Source organism: Pseudomonas sp. BF-RE-22, assembly GCF_019956155.1.
Taxonomy (GTDB): domain Bacteria; phylum Pseudomonadota; class Gammaproteobacteria; order Pseudomonadales; family Pseudomonadaceae; genus Aquipseudomonas; species Aquipseudomonas migulae.
Genome location: NZ_JAHBDD010000021.1, coordinates 1 through 16687, shown reverse-complemented (window position 1 = coordinate 16687; position 16687 = coordinate 1). Strand labels below are relative to the sequence as shown.

Sequence of the window (16687 nt, the reverse complement as noted above, 5' to 3'; positions counted from 1 at the left end):
CTTTACCGAAACTGTCGTTCGAGCGGCTCAGCGCGTTGACTCAGGGGAGGTACTTGATTTCAAGCGTCATGGAGCCATCGATGGGCACTTCCTCAGTCAGAGTCAGGCTATCGGCGCGAGCAATGAAGGTATTGATCCACAGAAGCATTGAGAGATCTTTTACTGCTATGGGGGTGGTGTTGCCGATAGTGCTTGTTGCCAGAAGTTCATTCGAGTTGATGGTGGTGGCGCGGGTCCAGCTTCCTCCGCCGTCACTCGATCGAATAGCGTCTGCACGCAGACCGTCCGCTTGCAGGTTGGCGACGTATGGCCAGAAGTAACCCAGCTTTTCGTCTGCGGGGGTCAAGCCCACGCCAAAAAAAAGAGGGGAAGATATGTTTGTATTGGGTCTGTTGTCGATGGACTTCACGGCGAAGACGACCGGTGCATCGCAGTTCACGTTGAACGACATGTAGTGGTTGCCCACTTCCGTGTTTGCGATTGGATTGAGGTTCTTTACAGGGACTTTACCGATGTCGATGTTGCCGCCGTCGGCCAATGTTGGGGTGCAAGCATTCGGGGTGATGAGGCCTGTCACCGTCAGGTCCATCGACGAGGCGGCGAACGTGAGCGGCGATGTCAGGACGATGAGCGCCATCGTCAGGGCGTGTGGGATTTTTTTCATGGGACAGGTTTCGCTGTGTCTGGTGAGCGGAATCAGTCCTTGCCCGAAGCGTGACCTCGGACAAGGTCGGCTACGGGGTTATGGGTAGGCCATGGTGATGGTGACCGAACCGTCTAGAGCGACTTCGTTGGTCAGGTCCAGTGAGTCAGCGCGAGCAATTGCGGTCCGGATCCTAAGGTCTGTCAGTAGTTCCTTGATGGCAATTGGCGTGGCCGGGCCGCCTACAGCACCGAATGCCGAGAGTATGTTGTGCTCCACAAGATTGCCTGTGGACCAAGTATTTCCATTGGTATTGGACCACAACGGCTGCACAGCAACACCGTCCGCCATGGGTGCCATGAATCGTACATAGAAACTGCCAAGCTTCTGATCACCATTGATAAAGCCCAGGCCGAAATCGTGGTTAGCACCTACTGTGCCGAGTCTGTTATCGGTCGGTAATAGCCTGAACGCGGTCGCTGCGTCACAGTTCACGGCGAGCTGCAGTGTCTTGGTAGGCAGTGGCGTGGGCTTGTCCAGATGCAGGTCTTTGGCTGAAAGCTTGCCGTGATCAACGATCCCTCCATCGGACAGCGTCGGCGTGCATGCGTTCGGGGTGATAAGTCCCGTCACCGTCAAATCAGTGCTCGACGCGGCCAGCGCATAAGGCGCAACGCCTATCAACGCAGTGGCGGAAAGTGCTGCAAAGTACTTTTTAATCATTTTTTACTCACTTTTATGGTTATTGCCCTGTCTGCCCCGAGCCGCTCACGTGCGCCCCGGATCCAGCAGGATCGGGTTGGGTGTTACAGGTAAATAATCTCGATCGTCCCCGCGCCATCGAGCTCGATGGCGGTGCTCAAATCCAGGCTGTTGGTGGGGGCGATGACGGCGTCCACGGTCACCGTGGTGCTGAGGTTCTGGATCAGCACCGGGCCGGCGTTGCTGCCGGCGCTGTCGGTGAACGCCAGGTAACGGGTCTGGCCGATGGGGATCGGGTTGGCGCTGCTGGTGTTCCAGGCGGTGCCGGCGGTGCTGGAGTCGGTTCGATAGAGGCGGGCGAAGCCGTCGGCATTGGCGCCAGACGGGTCGAGGTTCAGTGAATACTGGCCAATCCTGTTGCCGCGACTGTCCTTGCCCAGGCCGTAGTAAAACTCGCTGTCGAGCGTCGCGGAGCCTGAGCGGTTGTCATGCATGATCAAGGCGAAAGCAGCGGGCGCGTCGCAGCCGACCATCAGCGTCAACGACCTGGGCGGCAGGCGCGTGTCCTTGTCCGCATTGAGGTCTTTTTTTGACAGGGTGCCGAAGTCGATCACGCCGCCGTTGGACAGCACCGGCTCGCAGGCCGCCGGGGCGAAACGGGCGCGCAAGGTCGCCTCGCGGGTGCGTCCGGCGCCGATGGCATCGAACACCCCAAACGCTTCCCAGGTCACCGCGTCACGCACCTGCATGCCTTGCTCTTGAACCCAGGCGGTCAGCTCAAGTTGCGCCGAAAAACTGCGCCCCTGTACCGGCACGCCGGCCTGCACCGGCACGATCCCGTGTTCCGGTCGCCAGATCAGGTTCGATGCCGTTTCGGACGGTGGCTGACCGGCCCCGGCAATCAAGCCGATCTCCACCGACTGGCCGTCGAGCACGGCGTCGCGAATGCGTACCTGATAACTGCCGCGTTCGGCAAAGTGAAAGCGTTCGGCGGTCGCGGCCATCGCCCGGTAGAACAGGCTCATGTCGATGGGCTGCGTACAGCTCAGGGTCAGGCTGAGCGGGCGCTCGCCGAGGTGTCGTTCCGCTGCCGCATCGGGGCGGATCGCACGGTTCATCAAGCCGTAATCGAGCACCGGCTGGCTCAGGTTGAACTGACAGTCGTCGGTGGACGCCGAGGCCAGTGGCGTGAATCCGCTCAGTGCCAGCGGCGCGAGGGTCAGCAGCAAATAGCGTGACAGGTTCATGAAGTCATCCTCAGAGGGCTCGGCACTTGGCGGGGGCGGTTTCGTAGTACGCGTTGGTGTCGGCGTCGGCGGGCAGTTCGAAGCGCAGTTCGCAACGCTCCAGCCCCGGCGCGCTGATCCACAGCGCGCGGTGGTCGAGGACGTTGGGCAAAAACACCAGGCCGCCGTCCTGCACCAGGGTCACGAACTCGCCGTCCTCGGTGTTCACGGCGGCCCCGCGCGGCAGGGGCGCGCCGTTGGCGGTGGTGGCCTTGAGCAAGGCTCGACGGGTCATCGTGATGCCAAATTCAACGGTGTCGACGGCGCCGCGACCGGCCGAAATCACCGCCAGCCCGTTGTGAATGTCGGCGTTGCGCGGCAGGGTTTTGGTGTCGATTTCCACCGGGCTGCGGCCGTACGCCGCCACTTGCGGGATCACCGCCTGACCTTGCCAGTCGGTCCACACCGGACCGCTGGGCGTCGACACTTTGATCGAACCCATGTCGCCCACCGACAGCAGGGCAAAGGTGTCGCTCACCGGGTACGGCGACAGCGTCAAACCACCGCCGTGCAACACCGCGCCGCCGCGAGCGCTGGCCTGATAGCTGGAGCGTTCGTCGTCGGCGCGGGTGTAGTTGAGATCGAGTTGGGTGTAGCGCGGCAGCAGTGAAACGCCGGCCGTGGATTGCACCTGTTTGTCGCGCGTGTCGTGTTCGACGCCGACCCGGTAACCCAGTTGATCGTTGACCCGTTCACTCAAGCCCACGCCGCTGCGGTATTCGCCGGCGGAACTGCGCACCCAGGTGCGCGCCCGGCGGTTCTCGCCCAGCGGAATGCTGAGGTTCAGGTAGATGCTGTCATCGTTGCGGCTGGCGCCGCTGACCTGCCATTCGGCGGTTGCCGAGACCGACACGCCAGCGATGCTGGTGCCCCAGGAGGCGAGGGCGCGGCTGCTGCTTTGGCCGTCGAACGAACTGGAACGGCTGAAGCCGCTGCTGAAGGCGCCGAGCCATGGGTGCGACCACGACAGGGCCGCGCTTTGCTGATCGCGGTAACGGGAGTTGCTGTTGTCGGACGTGTTGTCGAATACCGCCTCTTCCAGTTCCCGGTAACCGAGTGTTCGGTAAGAGCTGCCGGCATTGAACGCCCACTGTTCGCTCAACCGGTGCGAGACGCTCAGGTCCGCCTGAAATCCCTGACTGGCTTGCTTGCCGCTGGCGTGCGCGCCGGTCAGCGTGGCTTGCACCTGGGTGGCGGGCGAGGGCAGCAGGCCGACGCTGGCGCCTGCCGCGCGATAGTCGGCGGCGCCGGTCAGGCCGGCGCTGAGCAACACTTGCGGGGTGAGCGCACCGCTCCAGCCGCCGCTGATCACCCAGGGATCGTCACTCTGTGAATCACCGATGCTGCGCACCTGACCGGCCCCCAGCGAATAACCGGGCGCAGGCAAACTGACCCCCAGCATCGCGGCCTGCACGGTAAAACTGCGCTCGCTGCCATCGGCCTCCTTGATCGTGACTTCCACGTCTGAACGCGTGTTGAGCCGCCGCACATTGGTGAGCGCGAACGGGCCGGCGGGCACCACCGTGGAATGGATCAGCGAGCCGTTCTGGCGAACCTCGATCTGTGCCTGACTGTTGGCGATCCCTTCAATGACCGCGCTTTGCCCTTCGACCTGCAGCGCTTGTTCGTTCAGCACTTGCACGCCGGTGATCTGCGCACCGGCGAGCACCGGGTTGTAGAGGTTGATCTGACCCGCCTGCAGCACCGCTTCCTGACTGGCGAAGGTGCGCTGGGCGTAGGCCGCAATGTGCGTGGTGCGGGAGATGTCGTCCTGCCAGGTCTGTACCTGACGGCTACGCACGATCCAGTCACCGGCATTGAAACCGAGTTCGGTGTTGGCCGAGGCGTAGCGGCTCGAACTGTCCCCTGAACGGCTGTGCAAACCGGTGACGTCGTAGTTGATCAAACCGGCAATCCCCCCGGTTTGATAACCGGAAAAATCCCGGGCCGTGGGGCGTATCGCGTCGGTGGGCACGATCAACGACAGGGCGAGGTTCGCGGGGTCCGGTTCGATGACGGCCTGCGGCGCGCTGCCAAGAAAATCGTGGCACTGACCATCCTCCAGCGTTAGCTCGGGCACATTAAGGTTCGCCGCATCGAGCAGCGCGCGATCGAAGCACAACGCCCCTTCGCGATTGAACGTGACGTCGACCCGGCCATGGCGCTGACCGTTGACGGTGAGCGTGACCGGGTGCCGGCCGGCCGTGAACTGCGGCGCCTGCATCAGCAACGTCGCCAGCGCCGGATCGATGCCGCGCTGCAGCAACGTGTCCTTGTCGAACGGCGTCTCACCGTGGGCGTCGAGCATCATCAGCGCATTGCTCAGCAGCAACGCCACTGTGGTTTGCCGCCGCCATGGATAAGGGCGAGCAACGGCCCGAATAACGGGCACGGCTTCGCCATCACGGTAAATCGATACTGTGTTCATCGGGTTCACTTGGGTTATTGCGGCGTGCGGTTACAGGCACGCCTGTGGCAACGGCCAGATGGCCGTCGCCTTGAAACATGGGCGCTCATCGTTCCTGAATGACGCCGTCAGGGTGGTTCAGGACCGGATGGGCGCCTCGTAATGCGGCACCGCAAAACCGTAGACCGTTGCCGGTTGAAAGCGCACCTGCGTGGCGGCGCCTTCGGGCACCTTGATGCTGATGTGCTCACCGGGCAGCACGTAGGTTTTCGGCAACATCGCGTTGCCCGCCGCCGGCAACAATTGCACTTCCTGGCCCAGGCGGACCACATAAGGCGTGTCGTTGCGCACGGTCAGTTGGCCGTCCTTCAGCGACCATTTCAGGTCGGTCCACGGTGTGCGATTGGGCGCCAGGCCTTTGGGGTGCAGGATCACCGGCAAGTTCTGGCGCACCGTCACGCCGACTCGGGCCTGCCCGGCTTCGGCGGGGGCTTTGCCCTGGGGGATGCCTTCAAAGATCACCCGCTTCAAACGCTGGGTGAGCAGGGGCTTTTCCGATTGCAGGATGAAGCGCACCAATTGGGTTTTGCCCGCTTCGACGCGCGCCAGCGGCGGCGTCACGAACACCAGGGATTCGCTGTCCTCGGCAATGTCTTCGAGGGTGACGTGCATCAACGCCAGATGGGCATCGGTGTTGGTCACGGACACGGACGCTTCGCCGTCGGCCTCGTTGACGATGACCACGGAAGTGTTCGGCACCATGCCGTCGGCCTGAGCCTGTGCAGTCAGCAACAGGGCGAATGCGCCGATGCCGGAATGGAACAGATGACGGGTGACTCTGGAAAACATCGTCATGACGTGTCTCGTTGAATATTCGAAAAAATGGAGCCGGGAACGCCGGCCTATCAATAGTTCAGCTGCACGGTGACATGCCCGTCGATGGGGATTTCGTCGGTCAGCGTCAGGTCGTTCGCACGGACGATGGTGGTAAACGCCGTGAGCCGCGCACGCAGATCCTTGATGGCGATCGGTGTGCTCAGGTCGGTCAACGCCGCGAACGCGGTCCGGCCGGCGTGTCCCAGGTAGGAAGACACTCGCCAGGTGGCACCGTCGTTGAGAGAGATGATGGTTTTCACCGCTGCGCCATCGGCCACCGTATCGAACAGGCCGAACGCGACACTGCCCAGGTTCTGGTCATCGTTGACGACGCCCAGCCCGTGACTATTGGGGTGGAAGGCGGAAGAGCCTTCGCGGTTGTCGATTGTCGTCAGGGTAAATGGCGTGGCGCCATCGCAATTCACCTCCAGGTACAGCGTGCCGTTTTCCAGGGACGTGGGCTGGTCCGGTCTCAGGTCTTTCACCGTCACTTTGCCGTGGTCGACGATGCCGCCACCGGACAGGCTGGGTGTGCAGGCGCTGGGGGTGATCAGGCCGGTGACGCTCAGGTCGGCGCTGCTGGCGGCGAAGGCCATGGGGGCGCAGGCGATCAACAGGGGCGTCAATAGAGCGAGGGAGCATCTTTCCATGATGGGTCGTCCTTTGAGTGAGCGTGCAACGCCGTGGGGCTGGCGTTGCTCGTTGATGGAGATGAATTACAGGTACTTCACTTCCAAAGTGGCTGAACCATCGATCGGTACTTCGTTGCTCAGGTCCAGCCCGTCAGTACGGGCGATTTGGGTGCTGACTTGGAGATCCAGCACCAGGTCTTTGACCGTAATCGGTTGACTGGCGTCAGCCATTGAACCAACTGACATATACATTCCCGCGTCCCAGAAAGGCTCCTTGAACCAGTTATTGCCGTCGTACGAGGCAATGGATTGGGCCTGAACGCCGTCGGCCATCGGGTTAAGAATTGTCAGTTGGAACTGACCCAACTTTTGGGTGCCGTTGATCAAACCCAGACCAAAGCCGCTACCGAAAGCCGAGCCAGCCCGGTTATCGATGGCGTTCAATGCGAGCCGGATCGTCGAGTCGCAGTTGACGGACATGGACAAAGTCCGTTTGTCGATTAGTGTCGGGTTGTTGGGCTTCAGGTCTTTCACCGAGATTTTGCCCAGATCAATGGAGTTGCTGGACAGGGTGGGTGTGCACGCCACCGGAGTGATGAGGCCCGTTACGGTCAGGTCAGTACTGGACGCCGCGAACGCCGACGAGGCGCCGGTCAGCAGCAAAGCAGCAGTCAAAAGGGATAAACGCTTGTTCATGTGTTGGCTCTTCCTTGATGAACGATTGTTGGGAGTTGCCCTGTTATGGACAGGGCGCAATCTATCGATCGAAGTAGCCAGGCGGAATGCAACTAATACGAAAACGAACAGCCCGGTGTATGAAAACGTGTTGCGGGCTACAAATCGCCCTCTTGCATCGCGTTGTCTGTAGTCCTTCTGTGTGGCCGATGTAGTTTGCAAACGTAGGGCGGTTCTTTTTGTTTTATAGGAGAAAGAACACCCCCCCGATTACATTGGGCGAAGTGGTTTTACGGCCGGGAACGGGAGTTGTGGTGGGAACAGGACGGCGCTATTTTTCGCGCATTCCAGTCACCAAACAGGATAAATCCGACAATGCGCGTAATCATTGCTGACGATCATCCGGTCGTTCGTATCGGCTTGCGGATGCTCGTCGATCTGAACCGGACATGTGTGGTGGTGGGGGAGGCCGATGGTCCCGACAGCCTGTTGAGCCTGCTGTGCACGACGCCTTGTGATCTGTTGATCACCGACTTTTGCATGCCGGGCAACTTGCAGGCTGACGGGCTGAAGATGCTGAGCCGGGTGCGGCGTGGCTACCCGACGATGCCGATCATTCTGGTCACGATGTTTGCCAACGTCACCACCCTGAGGGCGGCGTTTGCACAAGGCGTGGTGGCGATCATCGCCAAAGGTGCGTCGGCGAAGGAGTTGCCGATGGCGATAAAATCCGTGTCTGAAGGGCGCCGGTACATCAGCGAGTCGTTGCGCACGGCGCTGCTTCAGGCCGACGCCCGGGCCCGGTCGAGTTGCGCTGCACTGTCGGCAAAAGAGCACGAGGTGGTCCGAATGCTCGCCAGCGGAATGACCGTCAGTGAAATCGCCGGCCACTTCAAACGCAGCGTTTCGACCATCAGCAAACAGAAAAACATGGCCATGCAGCGGCTGGGCATTTCCACGGACGTGGACCTGTTTGCGTATGCCCGTGAGAGTGGCATGGTGCATTAGGCTTCGGCACACCTGAGGGTATTCCCGCCACGAATGCCGGTAGTGTTTCGAACATTAGTTGACTATCGTGCAGGCAATTCTGCGAAACCCATTTTCAAACCAGGGAGCTTGCCCATGAGTGATGCCCACAACGCCTTGATCACCCGATTCTATGAGGCCTTCCAGCGCCTGGATGCCGAGGCCATGAGCGCCTGCTACACCGACGACGTGGTGTTCAGTGATCCGGCATTTGGCGAATTGCGCGGGCGCGACGCGGGCGACATGTGGCGCATGCTCACCACCCGTGCCAAGGATTTTTCCCTGACTTTCGATAACGTGCGCAGCGATGATCGCAGCGGCGGCGCGCATTGGGTGGCGACGTACCTGTTCAGCCAGACCGGCAATACCGTGGTCAACGATATTCAGGCGCGTTTTGTGTTTCGCGACGGCAAGATCTGTGAGCATCACGACCGTTTTGATCTGTGGACCTGGTCGCGTCAGGCGCTGGGGTTCAAGGGCCTGTTGCTGGGCTGGACGCCGCTGGTGAGAAACGCCGTTCGCGCTCAGGCCTTGAAGGGGCTGAAGGCATTTCAGGCCAGTCGCTGATAAGATCGCGGCTTGTTTCCTTTCAAGCCCTGATCGTCACGTGAACACGCCGAGCGAACCCGCCGCCATTGCCGCCGAACCGACGCTGCCCGTCAGCAAACCCTGGTTCGTCTACCTCGTTCGCGCGGCCAACGGTTCGCTCTACTGCGGGATCAGCGACGATCCCGTCCGCCGCTTCGCCACTCACCAGAGCGGCAAAGGCGCACGGTTCTTCCTTTCCAGCCCGGCGGTGGCCTTGGTCTACACCGAAGTCTGCCGCGACAAAAGCGAAGCGCTGCGCCAGGAACGGCTGATCAAAAAACTCAAGAAAAGCGCCAAGGAATGTCTGGTGGCGACCTTTGCTGCGGGCTTATCAATCTGATTGATCAGTTCCCATCAGGCAGATCTGTAGGCTGCTCGCGGATTGCGCGCTAAGCTGCAGATTCCTGATTCGTGCGGCGGAGCCGAGCATGTCCGAGTTGATTCTTCATCATTACCCGACGTCCCCCTTCGCCGAAAAGGCCCGCCTGCTGCTGGGCTTCAAGGGCCTGTCCTGGCGCTCGGTGAAGATCTCGCCGGTGATGCCAAAACCCGATCTGACGGCTTTGACCGGTGGCTATCGCAAGACGCCGGTGTTGCAGATTGGTGCGGATATTTATTGCGACACGTCGCTGATCGCCCGTCGACTGGAGCAGGAAAAAGCCTTGCCGGCGTTCTTCCCGGAAGGTCAGGAAATGATCACCGCGAGCTTCGCTGCCTGGGCGGATTCGGTGGTGTTCCAGCATGCCGTAAGCCTGGTGTTTCAGCCAGCGTCGGTCGCGGTGCGTTTCGGCCATTTGCCGCCGGAAGCAATCAAGGCGTTCCTCGCCGATCGCGCCAGTTTTTTCAGCGGTGGCAGTGCGACAAAGTTGTCGGCCGAACAGGCGCGGCATCAATGGCCGACGATCATGACACGCCTGGAGCAACAGCTGCAGCGCGAGCAGGGCGACTTCCTGTTCGGAGAACCGTCGATTGCCGACTTCGCCCTGGCTCATTCGCTGTGGTTCCTGAAAGCGACACCGGTGACTGCGCCGCTGGTTGATGCATACCCGGCGGTTGCCGCGTGGCATGCACGGGTCCTGGGTTTTGGGCATGGTGCGTTCAGCGAGATGACATCCGAGGAGGCGCTGGCGGTGGCGCGTAATGCTACGCCTGCCGCGTTGCCGGATGAGCAGTTCGAAGAGCCGAACGGGTTTGAGGCGGGTCAGCAGGTGGTTATCACGGCGACCGATTACGGTGTTGATCCGGTGGCCGGGGAGTTGCTGTTTGCCGGGCGTGAGGAATTGATTCTGCGCCGTGAAGACGAGCGTGGCGGGGTGGTGCATGTGCACTTTCCGCGGTTCGGGTTTCGGATCGAAAACCGCTGAGAATTACCTGTAGGAGCGAGGCTTGCCCGCGAAGAACGATGACACGGTTCAACAGTTACACCGCGTCATCGTTCTTCGCGGGCAAGCCTCGCTCCTACAGGGTTTTTACTCATTTCAAGGCCGCGAGGATGGTATCCGGGTCATACCCGCGAATCAGTGTTCCGTTGACGTCGATGATCGGAATCCCGCCGCCACCCAATGCCTCATAAGCCTTGCGCGCCTCGGCGTCTTTCTCGATGTCGAATTCCTTGTACGGAATGCCTTTCTGATCAAGAAAGCGCCGGGTCAGTTTGCAGTAACCACACCATTCAGTCGCATAGAGCACGACGTTAGCTTTGGCCTGAGTCTGTTCCGACACCACCTGCGAGGGGTTGAACACCCGCTCGATCTTGCCCCAGTTCTGATAAACCACGACCACCAGCAGTATCAGCAGGAATTTCTTCAGCACGCTGCCAAGCATCAGTTGCGTCGCTTGAGCTGATCAGTCAGCTGAGTCGGCAGGCCTTTGATGATCAGCGTGCCGGCTTCTTCGTCGTATTCGATCTTCGAGCCCAGCAGGTGCGCTTCGAAGCTGATCGACAGACCCTCGGCGCGACCGGTGAAGCGGCGGAACTGGTTCAGGGTGCGTTTATCCGCCGGGATCTCTGGCGAAAGCCCGTAGTCCTTGTTACGAATGTGATCGTAGAAGGCTTTTGGGCGCTCTTCGTCGATCAGTTCGGAGAGTTCTTCCAGGCCCATGGGTTCGCCCATTTTTGCCTGACTGCTGGCGTAATCCACCAGGGTCTTGGTTTTTTCGCGGGCGGACTCTTCCGGCAAATCTTCGCTTTCCACGAAGTCGCTGAACGCCTTGAGCAGCGTGCGGGTTTCGCCCGGGCCGTCGACGCCTTCCTGGCAGCCGATGAAGTCGCGGAAATACTCCGAAACCTTTTTGCCGTTCTTGCCTTTGATGAACGAAATGTACTGCTTGGACTGTTTGTTGTTCTGCCACTCGGAGACGTTGATTCGCGCCGCCAGGTGCAGCTGGCCCAGATCGAGGTGGCGGGACGGGGTCACGTCCAGCTGATCGGTCACGGCAACGCCTTCACTGTGGTGCAGCAGCGCGATCGCCAGGTAATCGGTCATGCCCTGCTGGTAATGCGCAAACAGCACGTGGCCGCCCACCGAGAGGTTCGATTCTTCCATCAGCTTCTGCAGGTGTTCCACCGCCACGCGGCTGAACGCCGTGAAGTCCTTGCCGCCGTCGAGGTATTCCTTCAGCCAGCCGCTGAACGGGTGCGCCCCGGATTCGGCATGGAAGAAACCCCAGGCCTTGCCTTGTTTGGCGTTGTAGCTCTCGTTGAGGTCGGCAAGCATGTTCTCGATGGCGCTCGACTCGGCCAGTTCAGAGTCGCGGGCGTGGAGAACTGCGGGCGTGCCGTCGGGTTTTTTGTCGATCAGGTGGACGATGCAATGACGGATCGGCATGGGCTTCTCGGCTGTTTGATACGGCTGGTTGGAGAGAGCAGGGCAGGCTCCCAAAAAAGTGCCAAGTGTACCGCAACCACTGGTTTTGGCGCGGTGCGAAGGGCAATTCGTAGCCGACCGACGGCCCTTATGCAGTTTTTTCCTGTTTTAGAGCAATAAAGCTGACCAAATGGGTAGCAAGAGGCGGATATTTCCCCGTCTCTGTGCTAGTTTTGCCCGGTCTTACGCGAAGTCACTGCGTTAAGCGTGCATTCAGCATTTGTCAGGTCGAACCAAACCCTGATTTCGGTATCTATAACCCCGATCCCGTGGTTATTGGCCGAGGGTGCCAGATCCAGAAGATCGGGCTCGATGGCTGACACTGCACTCTGCAATCCATATGAATTTGATAGGGAAGGAACACTACATGGCTCTTACTAAAGACCAACTGATCGCCGACATCGCTGAAGCTATCGACGCGCCAAAAACCACCGCGCGTAACGCTCTGGACCAACTGGGCCAAATCGTTGCCGATCAGCTGGAAAACGGCGGCGAAATCACTCTGCCAGGTATCGGCAAGCTGAAAGTGACTGAGCGTCCTGCCCGTACCGGCCGTAACCCTTCGACTGGCGCTGCCATCGAAATCGCTGCCAAGAAAGTTATCAAGCTGGTTGTGGCCAAAGGCCTGACCGACGCTGTTAACAAGTAAGACGCAGTAAAAAAAACCGTGCTCCGGAGTAATCCGGGCACGGTTTTTTTGTGCCTGTGATTTGGCGTTGGGCTCGCAAACACCGCAAAACCAATGTGGGAGTGAGCCTGCTCGCGATTGCGGTGCGTCAGGCAATATTATTGTCACTGACATACCGCCATCGCGAGCAGGCTCGCTCCTACAGTTGATCTCCGTTGGTCAGTTACTCAGCTTTTTTTAACCCAACGCTCGCGCCGCCAAACCTGCTGTTCGGATTTGGTCTGGAAAGTCCACGCAACGAAGCGGCTTTGCTTCTGGCCCTGGGACATTTCCACGACCTGGCTTTCCAGAACCCCGGCCTTTTTCAGCGCCGTCTCAATCGCCGGCAGGTTCGAGGCTTTCGAGACCAGGGTGCTGAACCACAGCACTTTGTGCTGAAAGTGCGCGCTTTCGGCAATCAGCTGCGTCACAAAACGGGCTTCGCCACCTTCGCACCACAATTCGGCCGACTGACCGCCGAAGTTCAGCACCGGCAGTTTGCGTTTCGGGTCGGCACGGCCAAGGGCGCGCCATTTGCGCTCGCTGCCTTTGGTCGCTTCGTCCATCGAAGCGTGGAACGGCGGGTTGCACATGGTCAGGTCGAAGCGTTCGCCGGGTTCGAGCAAGCCCAGCAGAATGTGCTTGGGATTGGTCTGCTGGCGCAGCTGGATGGCCTTGTTCAGACCGTTGGACTGGACGATGGCTTTGGCGGCGGCCACGGCCGTCGGGTCGATTTCCGAACCGAGGAAGTGCCAGCGGTAGTCGCTGTAGCCGATCAGCGGGTAGACGCAGTTGGCGCCCATGCCGATGTCGAGCACCTTGACCGGCGCACCACGCGGGATTTCGCCGTCATTAACGCTGGCCAGCAGGTCGGCCAGGAAGTGCACGTAGTCAGCACGGCCCGGCACCGGTGGGCAGAGGTAATCGGCCGGAATGTCCCAATGGGCGATGCCATAGAACGATTTCAGCAGCGCCCGGTTGAACACCCGCACCGCGTCCGGGCTGGCGAAGTCGATGCTTTCCTTGCCGTACGGGTTGATGATCACGAACTTCGCCAGTTCCGGCGTGGTTTTGATCAGCGCCGGGAAGTCGTAACGACCCTGATGGCGGTTGCGCGGGTGCAGGCTGGCCTTTTCACGCGGTTCCACGGCTTTGGCCGGGGTGGCGGAGTCAGGCTTCTTGCGCGCAGGGCGGGGTGTGCGGGGGGCGGTCATGGGCGTTGTCGATTCGGGTATGGCTGAAATTGGCGGGTATTGTCCCATATCTATCGCCACAACGCGGTGCGCGTTTCTGTAGGAGCCGGCTTGCTGGCAATCCGCGCATGCTGCTCGGCCAGTTTGCCCAAAGCCTGTTCGGCTTCAGCCAGTTTGGCGCGTTCCTTCTCGATGACTTCGGCCGGAGCCTTGTCGACGAAACCGGCGTTGGACAGCTTGCCGCCCACGCGCTGGACTTCGCCCTGCAGACGCAGGATTTCCTTGTCCAGACGTGCCAGTTCGGCGTCCTTGTCGATCAGGCCGGCCATCGGCACCAGCACTTCCATCTCACCCACCAGCGCGGTGGCGGACAGCGGTGCTTCTTCGCCGGCAGCCAACACGGTGATCGATTCGAGACGCGCCAGTTTCTTCAACAGGGCTTCGTTCTCGGTGAGACGACGCTGGTCTTCGGCGCTGACGTTTTTCAGGAAAATGTTCAGCGGCTTGCCCGGGCCGATGTTCATCTCGCCACGGATGTTGCGCGTGCCGAGCATCAGTTCCTTGAGCCACTCGATGTCGTTCTCGGCCGCCGGATCGATGCGCTCTTCATTGGCCACTGGCCAAGGCTGCAGCATGATCGTCTTGCCTTCGATACCGGCCAGCGGCGCGATGCGCTGCCAGATTTCTTCGGTGATGAACGGCATGAACGGGTGCGCCAGGCGCAACGCGACTTCCAGTACGCGCACCAGCGTGCGACGGGTGCCGCGCTGACGTTCGACCGGTGCGTTTTCGTCCCACAGCACAGGCTTGGACAGTTCCAGGTACCAGTCGCAATACTGGTTCCAGATGAACTCGTACAAGGCTTGTGCCGCGAGGTCGAAACGGAACTGGTCGAGTTGACGGGTCACTTCGGCTTCGGTGCGTTGCAGCTGCGAGATGATCCAGCGATCCGCCAGCGACAGTTCGTAGGCTTCGCCGTTCTGGCCGCAGTCTTCGCCCTTGTCCAGCACGTAGCGCGCGGCGTTCCAGATCTTGTTGCAGAAGTTGCGATAGCCTTCGACGCGGCCCATGTCGAACTTGATGTCGCGACCGGTGGACGCCAGCGAGCAGAAGGTGAAGCGCAGGGCGTCGGTGCCGTAGCTGGCGATGCCGTCGGCGAACTCGTCGCGGGTCTGCTTCTCGATCTTTTTCGCCAGTTTCGGCTGCATCATGCCGGAGGTGCGTTTCTGCACCAGGTCTTCCAGCTCGATACCGTCGATGATGTCCAGTGGGTCCAGGACGTTGCCCTTGGACTTGGACATCTTCTGGCCCTGGCCATCTCGCACCAGACCGTGAACGTAAACGGTCTTGAACGGAACCTGCGGCGTGCCGTCTTCGTTTTTCACCAGGTGCATGGTGAGCATGATCATCCGGGCAACCCAGAAGAAAATGATGTCGAAACCGGTCACCAACACGTCGGTGGAGTGGAATTTCTTCAGGAATTCGGTCTGCTCAGGCCAGCCGAGCGTCGAGAATGTCCACAGGCCCGAACTGAACCAGGTGTCGAGAACGTCGTTGTCCTGTTGCAGCGCAACGTCCGGACCGAGGTTGTGCTTGGCACGCACTTCGGCTTCGTCGCGACCGACGTAGACTTTGCCCGACTCGTCGTACCAGGCCGGAATCCGGTGGCCCCACCACAGTTGACGGCTGATGCACCAATCCTGGATGTCGCGCATCCACGAGAAGTACATGTTTTCGTACTGTTTAGGCACGAACTGGATACGGCCGTCTTCAACAGCGGCAATCGCCGGTTCAGCCAAAGGTTTGGTGGACACGTACCACTGGTCGGTCAGCCACGGCTCGATGATGGTGCCGGAACGGTCGCCTTTCGGCACTTTCAGTGCGTGATCGTTGACGCTGACCAACAGGTCGGCGGCGTCGAATGCAGCAACGATTTGTTTGCGCGCGTCGAAGCGGTCGAGGCCGACATATTCAGCCGGGATCTTGCCGTCGATGCTTTCGTTCAGCGTGCCGTCGAGGTTGAACACCTGGCAGGCCGGCAGTACGGCGGCGTTCTTGTCGAAGATGTTCAGCAGCGGCAGGTTGTGGCGCTTGCCGACTTCGTAGTCGTTGAAATCGTGGGCCGGGGTGATTTTCACGCAACCGGTGCCGAATTCAGGGTCGCAGTAATCGTCGGCGATGATCGGGATGCGGCGGCCAACCAGCGGCAGCTCGACAAATTTGCCGATCAGGGCTTTGTAGCGTTCATCGTTCGGGTTAACCGCGACGGCGGCGTCGCCGAGCATGGTTTCCGGGCGAGTGGTCGCGACGATCAGGTAATCATTGCCTTCAGCGGTCTTGGCGCCGTCGGCCAGCGGGTATTTCAGGTTCCACAGGAAACCTTTCTCGTCGTGGTTTTCCACTTCGAGGTCGGAAATCGCCGTGTGCAACTTGGTGTCCCAGTTGACCAGACGCTTGCCGCGATAGATCAGGCCGTCTTCGTGCAGGCGCACGAACGCTTCTTTCACCGCTTCCGAGAGACCGTCGTCCATGGTGAAGCGCTCGCGGCCCCAATCCACGGACGAGCCGAGACGGCGGATCTGACGGCTGATGTTGCCGCCGGACTGATCCTTCCATTCCCAGACTTTCTCGAGGAATTTCTCACGGCCCAGGTCGTGGCGATTCTGGCCCTGGGCTTCGAGTTGGCGTTCCACCAGCATTTGCGTGGCGATACCGGCGTGGTCGGTGCCCGGCTGCCACAGGGTGTTGCGACCCTGCATGCGGCGGAAACGGATCAGGGCGTCCATGATCGCGTTGTTGAAGCCGTGACCCATGTGCAGGCTGCCAGTGACGTTCGGCGGCGGGATCATGATGGTGTAGGACTCGCCCGCGCCTTGCGGGGCGAAGTAATTCTCAGACTCCCAGGTGTTGTACCAGGAAGTTTCAATGGCGTGCGGCTGGTAGGTCTTATCCATGCGCGGCGGGACCCTATTGGCATTAATTCAGGAAAAGCCGACGAGTATAGCGGGGCATGGGGCGCAGGGCGAGCGGGGGCGGACAGGGCGCAGTATCAAAAAACGCACAAACACCCTGTAGGAGCGAGGCTTGCCCGCGAAGGCGGTGTGTCAGTCAGCATTGATGTATCT

General features: G+C 60.4%; 16 protein-coding genes. 5 read left to right on the top strand and 11 right to left on the bottom strand.

Translation table 11 applies throughout. From position 1 onward, the window contains the following. Positions 1-40: 40 nt before the first annotated feature. The 7 genes from KGA82_RS12395 to KGA82_RS12365 all read right to left on the bottom strand — a co-directional run bounded on the left by KGA82_RS12395 (position 41) and on the right by KGA82_RS12365 (position 7242). Positions 41-664: a DUF1120 domain-containing protein gene (locus tag KGA82_RS12395; RefSeq protein ID WP_223450546.1), complete on the bottom strand. Its 624-nt coding sequence runs from the start codon at positions 662-664 to the stop codon at positions 41-43. A gap of 78 nt (positions 665-742) precedes the next feature. After that, on the bottom strand, positions 743-1366 hold the full coding sequence (locus KGA82_RS12390; protein ID WP_223450544.1) for a DUF1120 domain-containing protein: 624 nt from the start codon (positions 1364-1366) through the stop codon (positions 743-745). Positions 1367-1449: 83 nt separating this feature from the next. Further along, complete coding sequence (locus KGA82_RS12385; protein WP_223450542.1) at positions 1450-2592, bottom strand: DUF1120 domain-containing protein; 1143 nt, start codon at positions 2590-2592, stop codon at positions 1450-1452. A gap of 10 nt (positions 2593-2602) precedes the next feature. Then, positions 2603-5059 carry a fimbria/pilus outer membrane usher protein gene (locus tag KGA82_RS12380; RefSeq protein ID WP_223450540.1) on the bottom strand — a complete coding sequence of 819 codons (2457 nt, stop codon included), beginning with the start codon at positions 5057-5059 and terminating at the stop codon, positions 2603-2605. Positions 5060-5176: 117 nt separating this feature from the next. Beyond that, on the bottom strand, positions 5177-5893 hold the full coding sequence (locus KGA82_RS12375) for a fimbria/pilus chaperone family protein (protein WP_223450537.1): 717 nt from the start codon (positions 5891-5893) through the stop codon (positions 5177-5179). 50 nt (positions 5894-5943) lie between these two features. Further along, positions 5944-6564: a DUF1120 domain-containing protein gene (locus KGA82_RS12370; RefSeq protein ID WP_223450536.1), complete on the bottom strand. Its 621-nt coding sequence runs from the start codon at positions 6562-6564 to the stop codon at positions 5944-5946. Positions 6565-6630: 66 nt separating this feature from the next. Beyond that, positions 6631-7242 (bottom strand): DUF1120 domain-containing protein, encoded by a 612-nt coding sequence (locus tag KGA82_RS12365; RefSeq protein WP_223450535.1) that lies wholly within the window; start codon positions 7240-7242, stop codon positions 6631-6633. Positions 7243-7596: 354 nt separating this feature from the next. On the opposite strand from KGA82_RS12365, the gene KGA82_RS12360 reads away from it, so the two are divergent. From KGA82_RS12360 to KGA82_RS12345, 4 genes are all read left to right on the top strand, one after another. Then, on the top strand, positions 7597-8229 hold the full coding sequence (locus KGA82_RS12360; RefSeq protein ID WP_223450533.1) for a response regulator transcription factor: 633 nt from the start codon (positions 7597-7599) through the stop codon (positions 8227-8229). A gap of 114 nt (positions 8230-8343) precedes the next feature. After that, a complete protein-coding gene (locus KGA82_RS12355) occupies positions 8344-8814 on the top strand; it encodes a nuclear transport factor 2 family protein (RefSeq protein ID WP_008026662.1) in 471 nt (156 codons plus the stop codon). A 40-nt stretch (positions 8815-8854) separates the two neighbouring features. Next, complete coding sequence (locus KGA82_RS12350) at positions 8855-9175, top strand: GIY-YIG nuclease family protein (protein WP_008042467.1); 321 nt, start codon at positions 8855-8857, stop codon at positions 9173-9175. Positions 9176-9263: 88 nt separating this feature from the next. Then, positions 9264-10199 (top strand): glutathione S-transferase family protein, encoded by a 936-nt coding sequence (locus KGA82_RS12345; RefSeq protein WP_223450532.1) that lies wholly within the window; start codon positions 9264-9266, stop codon positions 10197-10199. 109 nt (positions 10200-10308) lie between these two features. Here KGA82_RS12345 and KGA82_RS12340 read toward each other — a convergent pair whose 3' ends face one another. Together KGA82_RS12340 and yejK are read right to left on the bottom strand one after the other, a co-directional pair. Next, the gene (locus KGA82_RS12340; RefSeq protein ID WP_008042471.1) at positions 10309-10659 is read right to left on the bottom strand and encodes a glutaredoxin family protein; all 351 of its coding nucleotides are present in this window, start codon (positions 10657-10659) and stop codon (positions 10309-10311) included. Beyond that, a complete protein-coding gene (gene yejK / locus KGA82_RS12335) occupies positions 10659-11663 on the bottom strand; it encodes a nucleoid-associated protein YejK (protein WP_008026670.1) in 1005 nt (334 codons plus the stop codon). The genes KGA82_RS12340 and yejK overlap by 1 nt, the downstream gene beginning before the upstream one ends. 406 nt (positions 11664-12069) lie before the next feature. On the opposite strand from yejK, the gene KGA82_RS12330 reads away from it, so the two are divergent. Continuing rightward, entirely contained in the window at positions 12070-12351 is a 282-nt protein-coding gene (locus tag KGA82_RS12330; RefSeq protein WP_007905514.1) for an HU family DNA-binding protein, read from the top strand. Between the two features lie 206 nt (positions 12352-12557). Here the strand turns inward: KGA82_RS12330 and rlmF are convergent, their stop codons facing one another. Together rlmF and KGA82_RS12320 are read right to left on the bottom strand one after the other, a co-directional pair. After that, positions 12558-13583, bottom strand: coding sequence for a 23S rRNA (adenine(1618)-N(6))-methyltransferase RlmF (rlmF, locus tag KGA82_RS12325; RefSeq protein WP_223450531.1), 1026 nt, complete (start codon positions 13581-13583; stop codon positions 12558-12560). A gap of 50 nt (positions 13584-13633) precedes the next feature. Beyond that, on the bottom strand, positions 13634-16516 hold the full coding sequence (locus KGA82_RS12320; protein ID WP_223450529.1) for a valine--tRNA ligase: 2883 nt from the start codon (positions 16514-16516) through the stop codon (positions 13634-13636). Positions 16517-16687: the final 171 nt, after the last annotated feature.